At 42.3% G+C, this 23,193-nt stretch carries 18 protein-coding genes; 6 read left to right on the top strand and 12 right to left on the bottom strand.

Annotated features, from left to right (window positions below):
• Positions 1-7 precede the first annotated feature (7 nt).
• Positions 8-541, top strand: a complete 534-nt coding sequence (locus tag NQT65_RS18295; protein ID WP_024032099.1) for a serine protease external chaperone — start codon at positions 8-10, stop codon at positions 539-541.
• A 50-nt stretch (positions 542-591) separates the two neighbouring features.
• Here NQT65_RS18295 and NQT65_RS18290 read toward each other — a convergent pair whose 3' ends face one another.
• A complete protein-coding gene (locus NQT65_RS18290) occupies positions 592-1,056 on the bottom strand; it encodes a DUF2721 domain-containing protein (protein WP_004589012.1) in 465 nt (154 codons plus the stop codon).
• Between the two features lie 238 nt (positions 1,057-1,294).
• On the opposite strand from NQT65_RS18290, the gene NQT65_RS18285 reads away from it, so the two are divergent.
• Entirely contained in the window at positions 1,295-5,002 is a 3,708-nt protein-coding gene (locus NQT65_RS18285) for a S8 family serine peptidase (RefSeq protein WP_256851722.1), read from the top strand.
• A 133-nt stretch (positions 5,003-5,135) separates the two neighbouring features.
• Positions 5,136-7,322, top strand: coding sequence for a S9 family peptidase (locus tag NQT65_RS18280; RefSeq protein WP_126005432.1), 2,187 nt, complete (start codon positions 5,136-5,138; stop codon positions 7,320-7,322).
• A gap of 42 nt (positions 7,323-7,364) precedes the next feature.
• Here NQT65_RS18280 and NQT65_RS18275 read toward each other — a convergent pair whose 3' ends face one another.
• Genes NQT65_RS18275 through NQT65_RS18260 form a run of 4 tightly spaced genes read right to left on the bottom strand, consistent with a single transcriptional unit; the run spans position 7,365 to position 11,091 of the window.
• Entirely contained in the window at positions 7,365-8,849 is a 1,485-nt protein-coding gene (locus NQT65_RS18275) for a sensor histidine kinase (RefSeq protein WP_248444109.1), read from the bottom strand.
• A 10-nt stretch (positions 8,850-8,859) separates the two neighbouring features.
• A complete protein-coding gene (locus NQT65_RS18270; RefSeq protein ID WP_126005436.1) occupies positions 8,860-9,585 on the bottom strand; it encodes a response regulator transcription factor in 726 nt (241 codons plus the stop codon).
• A 58-nt stretch (positions 9,586-9,643) separates the two neighbouring features.
• Positions 9,644-10,378, bottom strand: a complete 735-nt coding sequence (locus NQT65_RS18265) for a spondin domain-containing protein (protein ID WP_256851721.1) — start codon at positions 10,376-10,378, stop codon at positions 9,644-9,646.
• An 11-nt stretch (positions 10,379-10,389) separates the two neighbouring features.
• Complete coding sequence (locus NQT65_RS18260) at positions 10,390-11,091, bottom strand: spondin domain-containing protein (RefSeq protein ID WP_024032094.1); 702 nt, start codon at positions 11,089-11,091, stop codon at positions 10,390-10,392.
• Positions 11,092-11,272: 181 nt separating this feature from the next.
• Between NQT65_RS18260 and NQT65_RS18255 the strand changes: the two genes are divergently transcribed.
• Positions 11,273-11,638, top strand: coding sequence for a DUF4870 domain-containing protein (locus tag NQT65_RS18255; protein WP_024032093.1), 366 nt, complete (start codon positions 11,273-11,275; stop codon positions 11,636-11,638).
• Between the two features lie 55 nt (positions 11,639-11,693).
• Entirely contained in the window at positions 11,694-12,128 is a 435-nt protein-coding gene (locus NQT65_RS18250) for a YqaA family protein (RefSeq protein ID WP_024032092.1), read from the top strand.
• 2 nt (positions 12,129-12,130) lie between these two features.
• Here NQT65_RS18250 and folX read toward each other — a convergent pair whose 3' ends face one another.
• The 7 genes from folX to ycaO form a co-directional block, all read right to left on the bottom strand.
• Positions 12,131-12,487: a dihydroneopterin triphosphate 2'-epimerase gene (gene folX, locus NQT65_RS18245; protein ID WP_024032091.1), complete on the bottom strand. Its 357-nt coding sequence runs from the start codon at positions 12,485-12,487 to the stop codon at positions 12,131-12,133.
• 2 nt (positions 12,488-12,489) lie between these two features.
• Complete coding sequence (gene folE, locus NQT65_RS18240) at positions 12,490-13,044, bottom strand: GTP cyclohydrolase I FolE (protein ID WP_004589001.1); 555 nt, start codon at positions 13,042-13,044, stop codon at positions 12,490-12,492.
• A 24-nt stretch (positions 13,045-13,068) separates the two neighbouring features.
• On the bottom strand, positions 13,069-13,788 hold the full coding sequence (gene folM, locus NQT65_RS18235; protein ID WP_256851720.1) for a dihydromonapterin reductase: 720 nt from the start codon (positions 13,786-13,788) through the stop codon (positions 13,069-13,071).
• Between the two features lie 116 nt (positions 13,789-13,904).
• Positions 13,905-14,741 (bottom strand): NAD(+) synthase, encoded by an 837-nt coding sequence (nadE, locus tag NQT65_RS18230; RefSeq protein WP_055255384.1) that lies wholly within the window; start codon positions 14,739-14,741, stop codon positions 13,905-13,907.
• A gap of 69 nt (positions 14,742-14,810) precedes the next feature.
• Positions 14,811-15,437 (bottom strand): YceH family protein, encoded by a 627-nt coding sequence (locus NQT65_RS18225; RefSeq protein WP_256851719.1) that lies wholly within the window; start codon positions 15,435-15,437, stop codon positions 14,811-14,813.
• A 41-nt stretch (positions 15,438-15,478) separates the two neighbouring features.
• Positions 15,479-18,841 carry an ATP-binding protein gene (locus tag NQT65_RS18220; RefSeq protein ID WP_256851718.1) on the bottom strand — a complete coding sequence of 1,121 codons (3,363 nt, stop codon included), beginning with the start codon at positions 18,839-18,841 and terminating at the stop codon, positions 15,479-15,481.
• 114 nt (positions 18,842-18,955) lie between these two features.
• Positions 18,956-20,716, bottom strand: coding sequence for a 30S ribosomal protein S12 methylthiotransferase accessory factor YcaO (gene ycaO / locus NQT65_RS18215; protein WP_024032086.1), 1,761 nt, complete (start codon positions 20,714-20,716; stop codon positions 18,956-18,958).
• Between the two features lie 146 nt (positions 20,717-20,862).
• On the opposite strand from ycaO, the gene NQT65_RS18210 reads away from it, so the two are divergent.
• Positions 20,863-23,148 carry a penicillin acylase family protein gene (locus NQT65_RS18210; RefSeq protein WP_256851717.1) on the top strand — a complete coding sequence of 762 codons (2,286 nt, stop codon included), beginning with the start codon at positions 20,863-20,865 and terminating at the stop codon, positions 23,146-23,148.
• The last annotated feature ends 45 nt before the right edge of the window (positions 23,149-23,193 follow it).

The raw sequence follows: 23,193 nt of genomic DNA, 5'->3' as shown, positions 1-23,193 counted from the left end.
TATAGATATGAAAATGAATAAATTAGTTATTTTAGGTGCTGCTGCGTGTATTTCTCTAAGTGCAACAGCGAGTTCAGTAGCAGATAAAGAGCTGCAACTTCCAAAAAAGCCGGTAAATAGTGTGAAATACAGCAAAACCGACTTTGGCTCTTACGTTGTAGAAAAAAACTTACGTTTAGTACCAACAAGTGTTGCTGCTGATGAGTATGTTGTTTCTACTAAAGGTGAGATGGCGGTTGTTGAGTCTTCTGAGGCTTCATCGTTAGTAACAAAAGGTACACTGGTACGTAATGTCCTAACAAACAACTTAACGTCGCTTTCTGGCAATATTACTGTTTTGCTTAAAGATGGCATGAACGCAACAGAGGTAGCTCAGCTGTCTGGCTTAAAGGTAGTGTCTGTTTTCCCAGGTACTAAAATAGCGGTTTTAGCTGTTAATGATGGTCAAGATATTTTAGCTGCTGCAGAGCAATTAAAGTCATCTGATTATACTAAAGAAGCGCGAATTGAAGTGTTAGAGACTATTTATACTGCACAATAAAATTAAAATGTTGTGATAAAAGCCCGAGAAAATCTCGGGCTTTTTTATTGCTAATCGTTAATATCAGCAAATATCATCCCTCGGCGCATACTACGTGTGGCCAAAAATACCTCGCCAAGTAACGACATAAAACCACATATTAATAAGGCCATTGCAGCCACAAAACAGCTGGCAATTGTTACCCCTAAATTAATAGACTGAATGTGTGATAAAAACAGCAGCATAACCACAGCGCATACTAGCAAGGCGCTTAGCACGCTCATACTAAAAGCAATATGAATACATCGAGAGCGTTTTAACAGGGCTCGCAGCTCTGTGGCTAGGGTTTTATTAAAGTCTTCATCGGTGCTTACCTTGAGTTTTCGCTCAAGTTGTCGCGCACGGTCAGTAATGCGGGCTAAACGATTAGATAGAACCCCGAGCGTGGCAGCAATACCCGTAATTAAAAAGACAGGGGCGACGGCAGTCTGAATTACTTTAGCCATGGTTAAAATATTTATAACGTCGTTACTCATTCATTTTCCATAGAGAAGTTAGGTTTTGTTTACAGTGATTTACAAATTACAGAAAGAGAAAAACTTATTTAAAATTAGTTTGTTGTGATGTTTTTGCGATGCTATTCCTGCAGTTTTGTAATCCACTTGTAATTGAGTTGTTGCTAGCCTGAGGGCTGTAGTTCTATATTAAAATCACAATTCTAATCACATTGAATTGAGTAAATACAATAATATAAAACTCACTCCAGGGGAAATAATGTCTAATATAACACTGAAAAGAACCGCTATTTCATCAGCTATAGGTTTAGCTATGATGTCATACGGTGCAGCCGCCGCACCTGATTTATCTAAAGGATATGTCCCAGAAACATCAAGTGTAAAAACATACTCTCAAGATAAAACCATTTCTACTAAAGCACGCTATATTATCCAGCTTGAAGACGAGCCGCTAGCAACCTACAAAGGCGGCATTGCAGGGCTTGAAGCAACCTCTGCAGCAGTAACTGGGGATAGTAAAGTTAATCTATCTTCAGCACCTGCGTTAAAGTACAGCAGCTACTTAAAAGCAAAACAAAAAAGTGTAGCGCAAGTAGCCGCATCTGTTAGCGGTGGCTCAGTTTCACATTCATTTAGTACGTTATTCAACGGTATCGTGGTAGAAGGTGAGCAAGGTCAACGTGAAAAACTCGCTAAACTTGCGGGTGTAAAAAAAGTATTTTTAGATACTGAGTACCACACATTAATGGATGCTTCTATTGATGTGATTAGAGGCGTTGAGGCATGGCAGGCGCTTGGTGGTCAGTCTGAAGCTGGTAAAGGCGTTAAAGTTGCTATTATTGACTCGGGTATTCGCCCAGAAAACCCTATGTTTTCAGATGTGGGTTTTGCAGCTGCAGATTTTAGTGAAGAAGAAGCAGCTTACATTGCAGAAAACCCAGATTACTGTCGTATAGAGGGTGGAGAAGCCGATTTTTGTAATAATAAATTAATTGTGGCGCGTGCATTTGGCCCAACACCAAGTGATGTTCACCCTGACGAATATATAGGTTCTCCACTCGGTTACGACGGTCACGGAACGCATGTTGCTGGTACTGCTGTAGGTAACCCAATTGAAATTACTTACCAAGACAATAACGTGTCAATTTCAGGTGTTGCACCAGCGGCACAGTTAATGGCTTATAAAGCGCTTTGGCACACAGCCGATGGACGAGGCAGCGGTACTACCGTTGCACTAATGGGGGCATTAGAAGCGGCCATTAAAGATGGCGCAGACGTAATTAATAACTCGTGGGGCGGTGGTGCTGGTGGTAATCCATCAAGCAGTGCATACAGTGATTTATTCACTGCTGCAGAAGAAGCGGGTGTAGTGGTTGTAACTGCAGCGGGTAACGATGGTAATGGCGCACAAACTATTGGTTGTCCAGGCTGTATTGAGTCTGGTTTAACAGTTGCTAATACACAAACAGGGCGTTTCTTCTCTCAACAAATTGAAGTGGCAGGCGAAACCTATTTAAGTATTGAAGGAAGCAATGGTTTATTAACAGACCCTATTTCACTTCCTATTATTTCGGCGCAAGTGATTGCTCCTGATAATTTTGAAGGGTGTGAAGAGTTTGCTGAAGATATCTCATTTGCTGACTCTGTAGCATTGATCTCTCGTGGTAGTTGTGCGTTTACCACTAAAGCGGCAAATGCTGAAAAAGCGGGCGCGACGGCGGTTATAATTCATAACAACGTTGCTGGTGGCGCAATGGGCATGTCTATGGATGAGGCAACTATTCCAGCCTCAGCGATTAGCCAAGAAGATGGTTTAAGCTTGGTTGAGCTGTTAACTGCAGCTGAAGAGCCTGTTATTGCTTCACTCGACCCTAGTGTTAAAAGAACAATTCAAGAGAAATTTACTGATGCAGTAAACTCTTCAAGTTCGCGTGGTCCTAATGGCGAGCCTAGCTTCTTAAAACCTGATATTGCAGCGCCAGGTACAGATATTTTATCTGCTTACTCGCCAGATGAAGGTAATGGTATTACCTTTAATGCGATTACAGGCACAAGTATGGCAAGTCCTCATGTTGCTGGTGCGGCAGCATTGATGAAGCAAGCTCACCCTGAGTGGAATGCGGTACAAATCAAAACGGCACTTATGAGCTCATCTAAAATGGATGGCCTACATAAAGAAGACTTAGTAACCAAAGCTGATGCATTTGATGTAGGTGCTGGTCGATTAGATATGCCAAGCGCATTAGACGCTGCACTTACGTTTTCTCATGGCTCTTACGCTGACCCTAGTTGTTTAAGCGTTTGTAGCTTCTCAAATACCGTGCAAAATATGACTGATGTTGCTGGTGAGTGGACTGCAAAAGTAGTAACCGATATGCAAGGCGCTGAAATTACGGTTTCGCCTAGCACCGTTATGCTTGGCGCGCACGGTTCTACCTCTACAGATTCTGAAGGTGCAGAAACAAGCACTGACATGGCTGAATTTAACTTAGATATTGATTCAACATTTAACGATGTAAAAGGGTGGAACTTTGGCCACGTAGTGTGGACTCATACTGAGACAGGTCAAATCGCTCACTTACCATTTGCTATTTACGATAACGAAGCAACCAATAGCAGTGTGTTTAGTGCAACAGTCGATGCCGATTCTTTAAATTCATCTACTCCAGCAAAAGTAGGTGTGCAATTTAATAATACTCTGTTCACTGACGAGCTATCAGTAAATGTTAAACTTGATGAAAATGCAGAACTTCTTAAAGGTGCTGCCCCTGTTGTTGAAGTGACTAATGGTGCAGGTGAAGTAACATTAAGTGAAGACAATAAAGAGCTAACTTGGACAGGTACATTGGGACCAAAAGAATTTGCTATTAACAGCAGTGATTTCTTAGGTACCTTCTCATTGGCTGATGAAGGCATTGAGCCACAAGCGTGTCCTGACGGGTGTGATGAGATAACTATTACGGTTGAAGCTGACTTTATTTTTGATGGGAAAGAGTACTCAGCATTTACTATCTCAGATAACGGCTTTATTGCTGTTGGTGCAGATGTAAATACAACTAACTCCTGGAGCCCTCAAGCAATGCCTAATGCACGTACACCTAATGGTGTTATTGCGCCGCTTTGGGCTGACTTTGATTTAGCTGGTGGCACGAGCGGTGGCGGTGATCTTTATGTGGCTAAATTTGATAGCGGCTATGTAGTTGTAGAATGGCATGACGTTGAGCTTTGGGGTAGTTCTTTAGGTGATAAGTACACGTTCCAAGTGATCTTAAAAGAAGGGACTGATGAAGTTCGTATGAACTACATTGATGTGCCTGCTTTACCTGCACCTTACTCAGCGGGTGTAGAGTCTGCTGATGGCAACGTAGGTGCAATGCTGGACACAGTTCCAACGGGTAATGCTATTGGTAGTGGCTACTTAGTCGATCAAATCAAAGGCGGTGTTGTTGATATTCAATATCAAGCCTTTGCAAAAGATCGTAGCCATTACACAGCTGCAGATGCAGTAGAAGTTGATGAAGAGCAAACAGTGACTATTGATGTATTAGCCAATGACATGGCTGAGTCGCGTTTTGTATTTGACGCAGTAGCCTCTTCAGAAACAGAAAATGCAGAGTTCTCTGCCCATAAAGGTGTAAGGATTAAAGGCAGCTTAGTGGCATCAACTGTTGAAGTGGTTTCAGCACCAGCAAATGGCTCTACAACCGTGAATGAAGATGGCACGATTGATTATACGCCAAATGCACAGTTCTCTGGTGAAGATAGCTTTACATACACAGTACGTGAAGCATCAGGCACTAGCGCCGAAGAAACTATGGTATCAATCGTTGTTAACGATACCATTGCAGACCCTCAGCCAGTGACGCCAACACCAGAGCCTGAAAGCAATGGTTCATCGGGCTCACTAGCTTGGTTAACGTTACTTGCTGCGCCGTTTGCATTTATGCGTCGTCGTAAACAAAAGTAATTTTATAACTAGCACTTTATTTTAAAGGGAGCCTCGGCTCCCTTTTTACATAGCTTCACAAACTAAATTACACCACGCTTTATTATTAGGTATATTTAATAGCACCAATAATAAAAACCATAGAGATTTCATAATGATTCGTTCTTCATTCACGCTAGCCGCGTTATCACTCGCTGTGCTAGCCGGGTGTGATAATGCGCCAAAAAGTACACCTTCAGATACAGCAACTACTATGCAAACACAACAAACAGAAAAACCAGTGAGCGCCGTGGCGCCAATTGCTAAAAAAGTACCTCATGAAATGACGATTCATGGCGATACGCGTATTGATGATTACTACTGGTTGCGTGATGACGAGCGTAAAGCGCCAGACGTTATAAGTTACTTAAATGCTGAAAACGCTTATACCGAGGCAATGCTTGCGCATACTCAAACATTGCAAGATAAGTTATTTGAAGAGTTAAAAGGGCGTATTAAAAAAGACGATGACTCGGTGCCTGTTAAAAAAGGCGACTATTTTTATTCATCACAAACGCGTGGCGAAAACGAATACCCTACCTATGTTCGCAGTAGCGATTTTAAAGGCACTGATCAGCAAGTTATTTTAGATGTAAATGCGTTGGCCAAAGATCACGACTACTTTGCTGTAAGTGGCTTATCTGTAAGTACTAACGGAAATTTAATGGCGTACGGGGAAGATACCGTTAGCCGTAGAATTTACACCATAAAGGTAAAAGATTTAACCACAGGTCAATTACTCGAAGACACGCTTGAGGGAACAAATGGCGGCGTTATTTGGGCAAACGATAATAAAACCTTTTACTACATTAAAAAAGATGCACAAACCTTACTTGGCTATCAAGTTTTTCGCCATACTTTAGGTACACCGCAAAGCGATGATGAACTTATTTACGAAGAAGCTGATACAAGTTATTACACGGGTATTAGTAAGAGCAAAGATGGCTCAGAAATATATATTTGGCACAGCAGCACCAATGCCTCTGGTATGTCGGTACTCAGCGCAGATGATAATAAAGCAAAACCTAAGCGCTTAATTGAGCGTGAGGACGACCTAGAATACAGTATTTCAAAGCTTGGCAATACGTATTACATCGTCACTAACTTAAATGCGGTTAACTTTCAGCTTATGAAGGTGGATGTAGATAAAGCGCATGATAAAGCAAATTGGCAAACGGTAATTGCGCCGCGCGATGATATTAAGCTAGAAGGCGTTGATTTATTTAAAGACTACCTTGTATATCAAGAGCGAGAACTGGGTCAGTCGCGCCTTATTGTTCGCCATTTATCGACTGGAGATGAGCACACGCTAAGCTTTAACGACAGTGCCTATACCATTGCAAGCTATGGCAACAACGATATAAACAGCGACAAATTACGTGTTTATTATACCAGTATGACGACACCGGTTTCGTCTTACGATATTGACCTTAAATCGGGTGATAAAACCCTACTTAAACAGCAAGCCGTGTTAGGTGATTTTAACGCAGATAACTATGCCTCGGAGCGTATTTTTGTAGGTGCGCGCGATGGTATAAAAGTGCCGGTAAGCTTAGTGTACCGTAAAGATGCATTTAAAAAGGATGGCACAAACCCATTACTGCAATATGGTTATGGCTCGTACGGCGCCACCATGGACCCTACTTTTTCAAGCTCACGTTTAAGCTTATTAGACCGTGGCTTTGTGTTTGCTATAGCGCATGTGCGTGGTTCGCAAATGTTAGGACGCCCATGGTATGAAGACGGAAAGTTATTAACTAAAAAGAACACTTTTAACGACTTTGTTGATGTAACCAAATCATTAGTGGCACAAGGTTATGGCGCAAAAGACGAAATATTTGCCTACGGTGGTAGTGCTGGTGGTTTATTAATGGGCGCGGTGGTTAACCAAGCACCAGAGCTATATAAAGGGGTGGTTGCAGCAGTGCCTTTTGTTGATGTAGTCACCACCATGCTTGATGCAAGCATACCACTTACTACCAATGAGTATGGTGAGTGGGGTAACCCAAATGAAAAAGAGTATTACGATTACATGCTGTCGTACTCGCCGTATGATCAAGTCTCAAAGCAAGCGTATCCTAATATGTTAGTGACTACCGGTTTACATGACTCACAAGTTCAATACTTTGAACCGGCTAAGTGGGTTGCAAAGCTGCGTGACTATAAAACAGATGATAATAAACTGCTGTTTAAAATAGATATGGAAGCCGGCCATGGCGGGGCGTCTGGTCGCTTTAAACGCCTAGAAGATACTGCGCTAAACTATGCATTTATGCTTGATTTAGCCGGTATTAAAAACTAACAAAATAAAAATTAAGTAATGTTCTAAAGGTATAGCCGTTGGCTATACCTTTATTTTTTGCGGCAAGTTAAAGCTAAACATAGTGCCTTTGCCCAGCTCACTTTGTACATTTATTTCACTATCCATAAGTTTTAGTAACCCCTTACAAATAGCCAGCCCTAAGCCACCTTGTTGGCGCCCTTCGTTATTTGAATTTGAAGCCTGGTAATGCGGATTAAAAATCGCGTTTAGCTCATCATGCTTAATACCCACGCCGGTATCAGAAACCTGCACAAATAATTGCTTTTCATCAATACGCTTAACGTTTACAGCTATGCTGCCGCCTTTAGGTGTGTGCCTTATTGCGTTATCAATTAAATTACTTAAAACACGCTCAAGTTTTGCAATATCGGCTACTACAGGAAAATCGCAAATTGCGGGCTCTACCGTTAAGTTAAGGCCTTTTTTCTCGGCGGTTAGAGAAAACTTAGCAATGCAATCGTAAATAAGCTCACCTAAATTAAAGGTTTCTTTGTGAATGCTTATTTCGCCGTTTTCTAAATGGGCTAATTCAAAAATTTGTTCAATAAGCTGTTTAAGCTGCGCGCAGTTATTAAGGGATACATGTAAGTATTCTTGTTGTTCTTGAGCGCTTAATTGTGACCCCGACTGATTAAGCACCTCTAAAAACCCCTGCAAAGAGGCAAGGGGGGTTCTTAAATCGTGAGATAAATGAGTAAGCAACTCCTTGCGCTGTTTATCGCTTTGCTCAAGAGCTTTAAATTGCTCGTCAATACGGGTAACCATAGCTTGAATGTTACGGCCTAAACTGTGCACTTCGTTACTTTTTTGGGTCGAATAGTTGCTGAGTTTGGTATCGGTAAGGCTGTAATTAGCTGCTTCAATATTGCTTACATCACGGGCTAATCGCTGAATAGGGTTGGTAAAAAAGCGCAGTAAAATAAGCATCGCAATCAGTAAAAATGCAAGTGCAGCTCCAAGCCATAATGCGGCAAGCCATAGTTTGTCATTATTTTTAATTGTGTTTAAAGAGGTATCGTAAGCTTCACCGCCAATAATTACATACAAGTATCCTTGCAGCTTATCGTTATTAAAAACAGGCGCTACAGAGAATATTTTTTGCTGCGCTTTATTTCTTGGATCATCACCATAAATTGGCGCTGCAGCTGGGTTGTTAATCAGCTTTTTTAAGGGGGCTAAATTAATATGAGTGCGTTTAACTTTACCAGGCTCCGCTGAGTAAGTGAGGATTTTTCCGTTTTCATCTACAAAATAAAACTCAAATGCGGGGCCTAATAACATTAAGGTATGAAATAGGTTTTCTAGGGCTGCGTAGTCGTATACACCCTCTTTTATTAATGGGTTATCTTGTACTAAATGCTCAGCTAGGGCTAAGTGCAGGTTTTGCTCGCCATGATGTTTTGAGGTGAGCTCTAGTTGTTTACTCCAGCTGTAAACGAGTGCACAAATAAAGCAAAATATAACCACCAACGACACCGCTAATTTTTGATACAAAGATAGGTTCATAATAAGGCTCTTAAGTAAGTTGGCTTGGATTTAGTTTGTAGCCAACGCCCCAAACGGTTTCGATAATAGGCGCTTGATGATGTAGCTCAAGTTTGGCGCGTAACCTATTTATATGTGAGTTAACGGTATGCTCGTACCCGCTGTGCTGATACCCCCATACTTTGTCGAGCAATTGCTGGCGGCTAAAAACATGGTTTGGGTGGCGAGCAAAATATACCAGTAAATCAAATTCAGTGGCGGTGAGGTTAAGTGCTTGTTCGTCTAAATAAACTTGATGTGAGCTAAATTCAATATTGAGTGAGCCGATATTTAGCCTTTGTTCGCTGCACGGGCTGTCGTTTTCGTTATTTTGAATTGCTAGAAGCTGTGAGCGGTGGCGTAATTGTGTTTTAACGCGGGCTTGTAATTCGCGAGCAAAAAAGGGTTTACAAATATAGTCATCAGCACCCATTTCAAGACCAATTACACGGTCCATATCGCTACTAAGCGCGGTAAGTAAAATAACGGAAATGGTAGGGTAGTGCTCTTTTATTTTACGGCATAAACTCAAGCCATCCATTTGTGGCAGGTTTATATCCAGTAAAATAAGCCCGTAAGGTTGTTTGGCTATTTTTTTAAGTGCGAGCTCAGCGCTTACAACATGGTCAACATGCAAATTTAACGCAGCAAGTTGAGTTGTTATTAATTGCCCTATTTCTCTGTCGTCTTCTACTACCAGTATTTTTTCGTGCCGCATGGTTAACCTCGTAAAAAAGGGACATCCGTGTCGCCTCACATCCCCATTACAAGCTGTTTTACTGTGTACGAGTGATCACGATTTTTGATACTGGGTTATCAAACTTATGTTCAGCACCTAGTGCAGAGGTTGATAAGCCATCTTGATTAGACACAACACCTGGGTGCATTGTGATTATATCGGCAATATCGTCGCGTATTTCGTTAAACCCTTCGCCGCCAGCAGCGGGACCAGGCACAGTGTCAGCTGTTTCTGTATTCGCCTCCGTACCTGCATCGTAAACGGGCGTCGTTCGTGATATTGAACTGCCTACTTCCAATGTTGATACATCTACAGAACTAAGACCGGTAAAAGCGTCATTTGTATTCCCAAGCATGGCAGCAAAAGATAAATTAAGAACATCTTGTGCATCAACTAAAAGGGTTACAGAGGTTGTTTCGCCAGGGCCAATGCCGCCTTCAGCCGAGGCTGAAGCAAGTGCATTTTCATCGCTAAGGTACTCTTCATTAGCGCCGCTTTCTGCAATCATTTCTAAACCAACAGAAGCCGTCTCACCAAATTTCCATGGTAGGGTTTCATCAAATGCAATGACCGAGAGTGGTGATAGTGGTTGTCCAGCCGTTAAGTTACTAAAAGTGATAGTAAACTCATAAACAACAGGTTCGGGCTCTACAACAACCACAGGTTCTTGCTCTTCAATAGAGTCGTTATTATCGTTATCGCCACATGCGGCTAGTGAGCTGGCTAACAGTAAAATAAGCGCACTTTTTTTAAAATTAGAAAGAGATGACATAATTAACTCTCCTATTTAACCGTCACAGTTAATTTTGCAACGGGGTTTAACCATCTGTGTACAGTGTTATTCAAATCACTGTTTCCACCTTCTAGGTCATCATCGCCAAGGGCCCCTGGGTGGATGTGCACCATCGTATTTGTATCGCCAGTTGTTATACCTGTACCGTTAGTGCCTGCTTGGCCGCCCGGTGCAGCAGGGATGCCTAATACACCAGGTGCACCCGAGCCTTCTACTACAAGCTCGTTATTTGCTTCTGTACCTGCATCATAACCATTGAGGTAAACAGTATAGGTGCCTGCTTCTGTTGGAACTTTCCAGCTATCTAGACCTACAAAGCCATCATTGGTTGGCAGTAACATAGCCGCTACAGATAGGTATTCGTTGCCATCGGTAGTTGTGAGCTCTGCTGTTGCAGACGCCGCGGGTGCTAAAAGGCCTGCCGCTGGGTTTTCTGCAATATCGCTGCTCGATGCTGACGCTTGAGTAACAAGTGCTGATATATCGCCGCCTTCAGCCATTGCTTGCAGTGCAGCAGAGGCTTCGGTTGCGACTTCAAAAAGTTTATCTTCGCTATCGTGTGCTGTTATTAGTACCGGTGTAAAGTAAAGGCCTTTAGTAAGGTTAGTAATTTCTACTTCTAGCTCTGCTGCCAATGTTGATTGGCTAGCTACTGCTAAAAGGGTTGCAACTGTAAATGCTGAAGCTTTCATTATTATTTCCTGTAAGTGATGATTCAGGCTAAGTATTGAATAACCACCTCAAGAAACTCTCACAAAGTTATCACTTTTTTATCACAGCGGGTTAGGGCGTGTTATTTAACAATATAGCCGCCTCTATATAGACACCTGCTCAATAAAAAGGCAGTATGTATTAACTAATAAGGAGAGCGTAATGGAAGAAAATCAACAGCTTGAGCCGTTATCAAAAGACGAAAAAACATGGGCTATGCTTTGCCATTTAAGCGCTGTAGCCGGTTTTGTTATTCCGTTTGGCTCTATACTTGGGCCATTAGTGGTATGGCTTATTAAAAAAGATGAAATGCCAATTGTCGATTTACACGGTAAAAAATCGCTTAATTTTCAAATTACTATGGCTATAGCTTACTTTGTATGTTTTTTACTAGTCTTTGCCGTAATCGGCCTCGTTTTGCTGCCTTTAGTGGCTATTTTTTCTTTTATCATGGTGGTTTTAGCCAGTATTAAAGCCAACGAAGGGAAAGAGTTTAATTACCCACTGAGTCTAAATTTGATAAAATAAATGACGACCCTTTAATAAACCCAGCTGTATGCTGGGTTTTTACTTTAAGTACTTAATGCTTTATATCACCTTATTTTTTAGTGCGTTTGTGTCCGCTACTTTATTACCAAGTTCTTCAGAAGTGGTACTTGTTACCATGATAAGCCAAGCAAAAGCTAATCTGTGGCTGCTGTGGTTAGCCGCGACTTCAGGTAATGTGCTAGGAAGTTGTGTTAATTATTGGTTGGGAACTCATGTGCTACGTTTTAAGCACAAAAAGTGGTTTCCGGTATCGGCCAAGGGGCTTGAAAAAGCGCAATCACAATTTAAAAAATATGGGGTATATAGCTTACTGTTTGCTTGGCTGCCGATTGTGGGCGACCCACTAACGGTAATTGGCGGCATATTTAAAGTGCGTTTTAGTCTGTTTTTATTATTAGTGAGCATTGGCAAAGGCGCGCGGTATTTAGCCGTTATTGCCCTTGCCAGTGGTGCACAAGCGGTTTTGTAAAGTTACTTTGACCAATCAAGCGTGAGCGAAACTGAGTCGGCAAAGCGCAGCGCATGCGGTTTATCTACTCTGGCTTTTGCGTAATGCACGCTTGGATGTGTATGGCATACTGCAAGTATTTCGGCAACCAGCTTTTCAAGCAACAAAAAGTGCCCTTGCTCTACTAGGTTTATCACCTCTTTGGTGATCACTTTATAGTTAAGCGCTTGGTCCACTTCGTCTGTTTTACAGGCGTCATCAGCAGGGTAGTGAATTTCTAAATTAATCACTACATCTTGCTTTTTTTCCCGTTCTTCTGGGTTAAAACCAATAAATGTACGTAAGCGTAAGTTGGTTACGTTAATAATTGCGTTGGCCATAATTAACCCTTAATAAGCTGTAAAAACTCGTTACGCGTTTTAGAGTCACTTCTAAAGTTACCTAGCATTACAGAGGTACGCATGCTTGAGTTTTGCTTTTCTACACCGCGCATCATCATACACATGTGTTTAGCTTCAACAATAACGCCCACGCCTTTTGCGCCGGTTACTTCCTCAACGGCTTTAGCAATTTGATGAGTAAGTTGCTCTTGTATCTGAAAGCGACGAGCAAACATATCAACAATACGCGCAAACTTAGATAAACCTAGTACTTTGCCATCGGGAATATAAGCAATATGGCAACGACCAATAAAAGGTAATAGGTGGTGCTCACACATAGAGTAAAGCTCTATATCTTGGACAAGTACCATGTCATCAGCGTCTGAGCTAAATACCGCATTATTGGTAATTTCATCAAGCGTTTGACGATACCCTTTGGTTAAATACTCCATGGCTTTTGCTGCACGTTTTGGTGTATCGAGAAGACCTTCTCGGCCTGCATCTTCACCCACAGCGGTAATAATATTTTGGTAGCTTTGCTTTAAATCGTCATGCATAAATTTCTCAGTTTAATGTGTGTTCTACTTTAAATGGCGGCCGCCATCAACAGGCAAAGCGCGGCCTGTGATGTAGTGGCTGCGCAGTAATAAATCAATACTATTAATAATTTCTTGGCAACCTGGCTCTATACCCATAAGAGATTTTTTAAGGGTTTTAGCACGGTAAGCCTCGTCATCGTGCTGATTAAAAATAATCAACGATGGCGCAACCGAATTCACCTTTATGTTTGGTGCGTACTTAGCGCTAAACGACTTGGTTAAGTTATCAAGTGCAGCCTTACTTGCGGCATAGGCAATGTGCTTTGGGCTACCTGTTTCAACAACGTAATCGGTAAGATGAATAATGTCAGCCGGTGTGCAAGCATCAGCTTGGTATGCCATTAATAGCTTTGCACAGGCATTATTAATTAAATACGGTGTTTTGGCATGAATGCGCATCATGTTATCAAACAAACTCGAAAAATCAGGGTTACTGGCTTCGCAGTCCCAGCTAGAGGCATTGTGCACAATGGCACGTAAAGAGTGAGTTTGCTGTTTGAGTGTTTCAATAAAGCTAGCTATACCGGCATCGCTGCTAAAGTCGGCGTGTATGCATACGGCGCCTTGTTTTTCTAAGTCGTCGACTGCATCGTGGCGCGTACGATAGGTAATAATAATAGCTTGGCCTTGCGATAAAAAGTGCTTAGCAAGCGCAAGGCCAATACGTTGACCAGCGCCTGTTATTAAAATAGGAGATGTCATGTAATGCAGTTTTCTCTTTGGCAGGCGTTAAAATTAACTATAAATCAGTTTTTGTTTTACGTAACAATACGGTGAATAGATCAGCTAGTGCATACGCAGCACTAGCTGTTTAGCCGTTATAAATCATCGTAAATAGTCGGAATGGGTTGGCGCTTATGCTGAGTGCGAACATAAATATCAGTTAGCTTTTGCTCAACCTCTGCAGCCACCGGCTTGCCTTCTAAAAAGTCGTCAATTTGATCATAGCTCAGTCCCAATGCTTCTTCATCGGTGAGGCCTGGGCGGTCACTTTCTAAATCAGCTGTTGGGGCTTTTGTTACTAATAGCTCTGGCGCACCTAAGGCAGTTGCAAGTGCGCGAACTTGACGTTTTGATAAGCCAAATAACGGGGCTAAATCGCATGCGCCATCACCAAATTTGGTGTAAAAACCAGTAATGTTTTCAGCGCTGTGATCGGTCCCCACAACGAGGCCTTGGCAAAAACCAGCTATTTCGTATTGCGCTACCATGCGTTGGCGTGCTTTTACATTACCTTTTACAAAGTCAATTTTAGCTTGCTCTGGTAGCTCTTCACCACTGCCTACTACTGCCGCCATAGCTTGCTCGTGTAATGCATCGGCAGCAGGTTTTACGTTGACGGTCATGCGTTTACTTGGCTTGATAAAATCAACGGCCATTTGCGCTTCGTCTTCATCTGCTTGTACACCGTATGGCAAACGAACCGCAATAAATTGGTACTTATTAGTGTTTTGCTCTGCGTTTAGTTCATCTACGGCTAATTGACACAAGCGCCCGCAGGTCGATGAGTCAACACCGCCGCTAATTCCAAGCACTAGCGATACACTATGGGCTGCCACTAAACGTGCTTTTATAAAGTTAACTCGACGGGTAATTTCGGCGTTTACATCAATAGTTGGCTGAACTTTCATTTCAGCCATAATTTCGGCGCGCATGGCCAGCTCCTCGTTATTTAATAAGTTGTTTTTAAATAGGCTTACATTATCTGGTTTAGTGGTTATTAATTAAAGTCCTAAATGTCCTTTTATACGGCTAAGCTCGGCTTTTAGTTCCTCAATTTCTGCAAGTAACTCGTTAATTTCATCGTTTTTAACTTCTGCGACTTCTGTAGCTTGCGCTGGGCTTGGCGCTACTGCTGGGTCAGCAAAAAGGTGCATGTAGCGACTTTCTCGTTTGCCGGGCTCGCGCTCAAGCTTTGTTACGTAGTCATCTTTTGCTAACGCGCTCAGGGCGGTTTCTACTTCGCTAACGTTTGTAAAGTCAGCTAGGCGAGCGCTGCGCGTTCTTAGCTCACCGGGTGTTTGTGCGCCGCGTAACAGCAGTAAACATATAATTGCCCGTTGCTGCGTGCTTAACTGTAAGTTACTAAATTCTGTATTACAAAAACGGTGATCGTATTTATTAACTCGCCCCGAAAGCCCTTCGTCTAGCGTTACAAGGCGCTGACTTATAAGCTCATCAAGTGTTTGTTGCACCTCACTTTCGCTCAAGTTTACAACCGGGTCTCGATTTGATTTTTGGTTACACGCATTTGTCAGTGCGTTCAACGACAGTGGATAATGCTCGGGTGTAGTGCTTTGTTTTTCTAAAAGGCAGCCAATAACGCGCTGCTGATTTGCTGATAAATGCATGGCTTTTCTTTGTTAGTAAACAGTATTTTTAGCTTACACCTTTATTGTGTACCAAGCCATTGTTGTAATTTAGGCTCTAGTGCTGCGGAATCTAAAGGTTTGGTTAAATAATCGTTCATTCCTGCATCGAGGCACTTCTCTTTGTCGCCCTGCATTGCGTTTGCCGTTAACGCAATGATTGTAATATGTTTATTATGCTTGCCCGCTTTTCCTTCGCGTATAGCTTGCGTGGCTTGGTAGCCATCCATCACGGGCATTTGGCAGTCCATTAAAACTAACTGGTATTTTTTGTCTTGGCTGCTGTTTAGCTTATCTAGTGCATCTTGGCCGTTTTGTGCAATATCAAAGGTAAGCCCAACTTGTTTTAACAATGCTGAGGCCACCACCTGATTTACTTTGTTATCTTCTACTAAAAGCACTTGCGCGTGCGCTGATATTTCTTTGGGCTTTTCAGTTAACTCATTTTGCAGTTGTGCTTGGCGCTGTTGTTGCTCAATGTATTTATCGTTAGTGAGTGAATCAAATAAATCTGACGGAGTAAGCGGTTTAAATATCAGGCAATCTATATTTATGCCAATGTTGTTATGCTCTTGCGAATAACTCATCGGTGCCATAACAACCAGTTTGCTTTGCTTGGTGGTTACTCGGTTTTTTAATGTATTTATTTGTGGGTGCGCAGCTTGCTCAAAAAAATGATAATCGACTAGTAATGCATCTGGCTGGGTATCGCAGTTATCAAAATAATTAATGATGCCGCTATAGTCATTTAAAATATTCACGTGTGCGCCCCATACGCGTAATTGTTTGGCGGCAATATTGGCGTTAAGTGTGCAGGCATCAATAATTAAAATATGTTTGTTATTAATTAAGTGGCTGGGTAAATCTTGCGCTTTAGTTAAACGGGGCTGTATTTTTATAGAAAACGAAAAAGTGCTGCCTTCATTTAGCATGCTGGTTACGCTTACTTCGCCTTCCATGAGTTCACAAAGCTGCTTAACAATAGCAAGGCCTAGGCCTGTGCCGCCAAACTGGCGGGTGGTTGAGGCATCGGCCTGAGTGAATGAGTCGAATAAGGTTTTTTGTTTTTCTGCGTCTATTCCTATGCCGGTATCAATAATAGAGCAATGTAAAAAACTGCCATCGGTGGTTTCATCTATCTGCGCGGTCACCAGAATTTGCCCATCAATAGTAAACTTAACGGCATTGCCAATAAGGTTATTTAAAATTTGACGCAACCTATTCGGATCGCTAATTATTTCGCTGATAGTAATTTGGGTGGCATCTAAAATGAGGTTGGTATTATTTTGCTCCACTTTAAGCGCAAACGACTCAACAACTTCACCGAGTAATTTAGGTAAGTTAAATTGCACATTTTCTATATCAAGTTTACCTGCTTCAATTTTAGAAAAGTCTAAAATGTCGTTAATTATATTTAACAGCGACTGAGCTGAAGATTGTGCAAGCTCAATATGATGCTCTTGCTGTTGGTTGAGCTGGGTGCGCTTGATAATATTTAGCATGCCCAGTACGCCGTTCATGGGGGTTCTTATTTCGTGGCTCATGCTGGCTAAAAATTCACTTTTAGCCATTACTGCTTGCTCTGCAGCCTCTTTGGCGGTGACTAACTGTTGCTCTGTTTCAATGCGTTGCTGACTTGAATGCAAGCTGCCCACTAGGGCGGCTACAGCAATTAAAAAGCTTTCTTCGTTACGTGACCACGGGCGCATTGAAGCACATTGCTCAGCGCATACTATGCCAATGTTGCCACTTCCCGCCGGTATGATTGCGCACAGCATGGCATTAATATTGAGCGGCGCAAAGTAATGCGCTTTAAGGGGTTTTAGTAGAGGGTGATTTTGGGCATCACTGGTGCTAAACACAGCGTGTTTTTCTATGGCTTCAAAAAAATCAGGCGCCTCTTTTTTAAGCCATACCGCATTATTATTACCCATTCTGTTTTCAATATTATGGGATGCTATAGGACTTAATGAGGTTTTTGAGCTATTAAAAAACCAAATACTGGCTTGCTCAATGTTTAATGCATGGCAAATAGATTCAGTAATAACTTGTTTAGATTGGCTTAATTGGCCACTTAAAATAAGGTCGTTGGCTGTAAGCGACGCTAAAATTTCGTTATGTAGGGCAATTTTGCTGTTTTCAAGCTCAATACGCTTACGGGTATCAATATTTTGCAATGAGCCAAATATTCTTACACAGCGCTCGTTTTTTCGCTCGGCTTCACCATGAATAAGCACCCACATTTCGCGCCCTTCAGAGTCAATTACTTCAAGTTCGGCCTCATAACTTTTGCCTTCTTTAATTGCAGATTCAACCAGCTGAGTGATACGTTCTCTGCTTTCACCGGCTTTAAAGTAATTTAAGTTTGTAGGCCAGGTAGGCTCTTTATTTAGTGGGTACTTAAAGATTTTTTTGGTCATATCGGACCAATACACTTGTTTGGTTTCTAGATTAAATGACCACGCCCCAATTTGGGCAAGGTCACTCATTGCCTCCAGCATTTTTTCGTTTTGTTGCTGGCGGTTTAGCATTTTTAAAAAGAATAAGAACGCCCATATTAGTAATCCGCAAATAATTATAATGGCGATTCTAAGCGGCCATATAGTTGAAGGTGCGGGGCTCCAACCTTCTTTAGGGGCTACGTATAATTGCCAGCTTCCCCCTTGAAAATTAAGCGTAAAATCAAGCGGCTCTTGTGTGGTTATATTGTTATTGCCATAAAAAAACTCGCCTTTTTTGCCTAAACCATGACGCCCTTGAATAGCAATGTTGTAGTTTTTTTCAAGCTCTTTTATGCCTGAGTTTTTATACACTTTTTCAATGTCGAGCACCACCGATAACAACCCCCAAAAGCGGTTCTCGGGCGGAATATAAACAGGCACTCTGGCAATAAGGGCAATGTCGCCTTGAACCAGTTTAAGAGGCCCTGCCATAACAATGGTATTTGTATCACGGGCTCTAATGGCGTCTAGGCGCTGGTTTTTGTTTTCTAAAAAGTTTAAACCAATGGCTTTTTCGTTACCTTTGAGTGGGTAAGACATACGAACAATCATGTCGGGTGCACCGCCAATATGGCGCAATTCACTGGAGGTTTTAAACAAAGGCGCAGCAATTTGTTCAAACCGTGCTTGCTGTAACTCGGGTTCAGCTGATACAGCAACCGCTAATCCACGAACTAGCTGAATGTTTGATACCAAGGTGGCTTCGAGTTGTGCACGATACGTACTTACCTGAGATAAAATTTGTAGGCGGTGGGCGTCTTTTGCGCGATTGTAGTTAATTCTATCTAACACAATGCTTACTAATATTATTAGCGTAAGCGATAACCAAAAGGTCAGCTTATAGTTGCTAATAGTGTTTTTTTTGTTGTTATTTTTTGGCGGCATTGGCTAAGTCATGCTGTTATTTTAGGCAATTTAACTATAGCTAATTTATTGTATAAATAAAAACGGCGCTGATAAATTAGCGCCGTTTTATTTTTATAATTAGTAGTTTAACTATTAAGCATCGGTTACTTCACGTGCCCAATGGTTTTGCTTAGCAACATGTAACTTACGGTAACCATCAAGTAGTGCTGCATGCTTTTTAAAGCCTTCAAGCGATAAACCTGGGAAGGTTAAACCATTAAATAATTTACGGCCTTCTGCTATTTCAATAGCCAGCGTGACGTTATCGCTGCCAAACATTAAACCCAGTGCATCTTGGTAGTCGGCGTAGTCGCGCTCGTCATCGTATTTAATTTCAAGAATGGCTTTTAAACAGCGGAAGTGACGCATTGCATCTTCGTTTACTTGGCCTGTGTGTAGTATCCAGTCCACCCAATCAATGGCTTCTTCGTTGCCTGCGGCTAAACATAAGTGCGCTTTAAGCTCACCAATACGCAGTGTATGCCATGGTGTGTCGGCATCGGTGGCAAGGCCAATAAATTCAGCAGCACGAATAATATCGCTGTGGCCTGCTTCTTCTAGGCTGTCGTAAATGTCCATCCACTGCTGCGCATCGTACTGATCAAGCGATAGGAATGCTTCACGGAATTTAGCGCCTTCGTTGTTGTTACGCCAAATTAGTTCATCTACTGGGTAAATGTCTGACATACCTGGTACTAAAATACGACATGCATACACGTTTAAGTGTGTGTAATCCATAATGTAAATGTCGTGGCCCATGCTGTGAATTAAGTCAGTACAGAAGTTGTATTCTTGCTCTGTTGTACCGCTAAAGTCCCAATGAACAAAGTCAAAGTCGGCGTCGGCACGGAAAAAGTCATGCGAGATTAAACCGCTTGAGTCGATAAAGTGCAGCTCAATGTTTTCAGGCGTTGCAACTTCATCGTTATCAAAAGTAGCTGGTTGGAACACATCAAGTTGATCAAGGCGACGACCTTGTAGTAGCTCGGTAACCGTACGCTCAAGTGCAACTTCAAATGATGGGTGAGCACCAAATGAGGCAAACACAGAGCCATCAACAGGGTTAATAAGCGTTACGCTCATTACAGGGTATTTACCGCCAAGTGATGCATCGGCAATACGTAAATGAAAACCATGGCTGCGCAGCTCTTCACACGCTTCGTGAATTTTAGGGTATTGCTTTACCACCTCTTCAGGGACGATAGGTAAACAAATACCTTCTGCGATAATACGGTTTTTAATGGCGCGCTCAAATACTTCTGATAGCCCTTGTACACGTGCTTCAAACTTAGTGTTACCTGCGCTCATGCCGTTAGAAACAAAAATATTACCAATTACGTTTACCGGAATGTATACGTCTTGGTTATCGCGTTGGCGTGTGTATGGCAATGTACAAATGCCGCGCTCGTTATTACCTGAGTTAAAGTCAAAAAGGTGTGAGGCATTAAGCTCACGCTCTGGGTCAAAGTAATCCCAAAGGCTTTCGTCCATTATGCCTTCTGGCACTTCATTGCCTTCAACTTTAAACCATTTCTCATTTGGATAATGAGTAAAGTCGCTGTTTGCAAATTCTTCACCTAGGTAAAAGTCGGCAAAAAAGTAATTACAGCTTAATCGTTCAAAGTATTCACCTAACGCAGAGGCGATAGATGCTTTATCGGTTGCGCCTTTACCATTGGTAAACATAACACCGCAGTCGCTGTCTTTTATATGAACTGAATAACAGTTAGCTACAGGGTTAAGCCAAAGTGCTTCTTCAACATTGATATTTAGCGCTTTTAGCTTGTTTTGCATGGTAGAGATAGACGATTCTAGGTCGCGGTCTTTACCTTTGATAAATGTTTTTTCAGTCATATGAGTCTCAACTAGATCTGCACAAAATGTGGAATGGCTATTATCGTGGATTTTGATGTTTATTTCACCCTTTGCGAGTAAGAACATTATTATTTAATAAAACTATGGTTATTATATGTGCAACAAATGGTGCAAAGGACAAATTAATGTTTAAAGTAATCAAATGGCTAGTATTACTCGTTGTGGTTTTAGGCTTAGCTGGTACAGCGCTTGTGTATGGCGTATTAAGTTTAAGTATGCCCACACTTGATGGTAAAGGCCAAAGTACAGCAATTAATAAGCCGGTTACTATTTCGCGTGATGCACTAGGGCAGGCGGTTATAAAGGCAGAAAACCGCAATAGCGCCGCATACGGGTTAGGCTATGCGCATGGGCAAGACCGTTTTTTTCAAATGGATTTATTAAGACGTAACGCCGCCGGTGACCTTAGTGAGTTATTTGGTAAAGCGGCCCTTGGGCTTGATAAAAAAATGCGCTTTCATCAATTGCGAAAACGTAGCCGCGCTATATTAAACACCTTACCCGAAAGTGATAAACAACTATTAAACAGCTACGCCCAAGGTGTAAACGAAGGGCTGGCACAAGTTGGCTTTGCAAGCTTTGAGTATTTACTGACAGGCGCAGCACAAAAACCATGGCAAAGTGAAGACAGCTTATTAGTTATATTTAGCATGTACCTTGATTTGCAAAGTGCCACCTTTGAGCGAGATGAAGCGCTCATACATATTGAGCAAGCATACGGGCAACACATGGTTGATTTTTTAACACAACCTAGCCAATACCAAGCAGCGCTTGATGGCAGTAAACTTGCCCCGTTTACAGGCACTATTCCTCAACTTCCAGAGCAAGCACAGCACACGGTTAAAAATATTCAGGCAAACCAAGAGCGCGGTAGCAATAACTGGGCAGTGACCGGTGCGCATACCCAAACGGGTGCAGCCATGCTCTCTGATGATATGCATTTATCTATGGCGGTGCCGGTTATTTGGTACAGGGCGCAGCTTAACTACACACAAAATGGCGAGCAAGCTCAGGTAACTGGCGTATCGCTACCCGGCGCCCCTGCTATTGTGGTGGGTACAAATAATAAAATTGCCTGGGGCTTTACTAACGGCTACATAGACACGGCCGATTGGGTTGCTTTAAGTAACGATAATAAAATATGGCAAGTCAATGAGCCTATCGCACTGCCTAGTGGCGACGTGGACGATTACTCATTAACCATGAGCGAATACGGCCCAGTAAAATATATAAATAAACAGCCTTATGCACTTAGCTGGGCTGCACACCAACTTTATGCTGTAAACATGGACCTGCTTAAACTAGAGCAAGCCACTAGCGTAGATGATGCGCTAGATGTGGCAAGCGGTGTGGGTATTCCGGTACAAAATTTAATGGTGGTAGATGGCCAAGGCAGTGCCGCATGGCAACATATTGGCGCTATACCGGCGCGTAAAACACCGAGTGAGCTAAGTGTTAATGCAAGCGAATACTCACCCGACTGGCAGCAAAATGAGCATCAGCGCCCTTATGTTAAAAACCCGCAAAGTGGGCGATTATGGACAGGTAATTCGCGCGTTGTGTCAGCCACTGATAATGCACGCTTTGGCAATGGCGGGTACGCGCTAGGCGCTCGCTCGAGCCAAATTCGTGATAGGTTATTTGAAAAACAAACCTTTGCTGAGAGCGACTTTTACGCGCTACAGCTTGATAACCAAGCCCGCTTTTTAACGCCATGGCACACATTGCTACTTAATCAGCTTAAAAAAGACAAAGCCAAAAACGCACAGTACATAAGTGCACTTGAAAACTGGCAGCAATGCGCATGTGCAAGCTCGGTAGGTTATACCTTAGTTAAACACTACCGCAGCACATTAATTAATACTGTATTTGCAAGCATGGAGAACAAACTCAATGAGCAAGACGCCACGCTTAAATATGTAAAACGCGATCTAGAACCAGCTATATGGCAGCTTATTAAGGATAGGCCGGGCTCATGGGTAAACCCTGAGTATAAAAATTGGGACGATCAGTTATTAGGTGCATTTAGCCAAACAGTGACAGCACTTGGGGCTGAGTATGGGGATAACTTACAAAATTGGCAGTGGGGTAAGGTAAATGCGCTTAATATTGAGCACCCGTTTGCTAAACAAATGCCCATACTGGCTAAGCTTTTAAATATGCCTATAGCGCCAGCTTTTGGCGATAGCTACATGCCCGCCGTACAAGGCAAAAGCTTTGGTGCATCGCAGCGCTTTATTGCCCAACCTGGGCATTTAGAAAACGCCATTATGGCAGTGCCCGGTGGGCAGTCGGGGCATCCGCTATCCGCGTTTTACCGTGCAGGTTTTAGTGACTACATTGAAGGTAAGCACACGCCTTTACTACCACAAACGCTAATACATCAAATAGTGATAGAGCCAGCACGATGAACTAAATTACAGTTAATCACGTTCTATATAATCATTAATAAATCA

Source organism: Pseudoalteromonas agarivorans (assembly GCF_024518735.1).
GTDB lineage: Bacteria > Pseudomonadota > Gammaproteobacteria > Enterobacterales > Alteromonadaceae > Pseudoalteromonas > Pseudoalteromonas atlantica.
The sequence above is the reverse complement of the archived record's forward strand: the minus strand, read 5'-3'. Positions and strand labels throughout refer to the sequence as shown.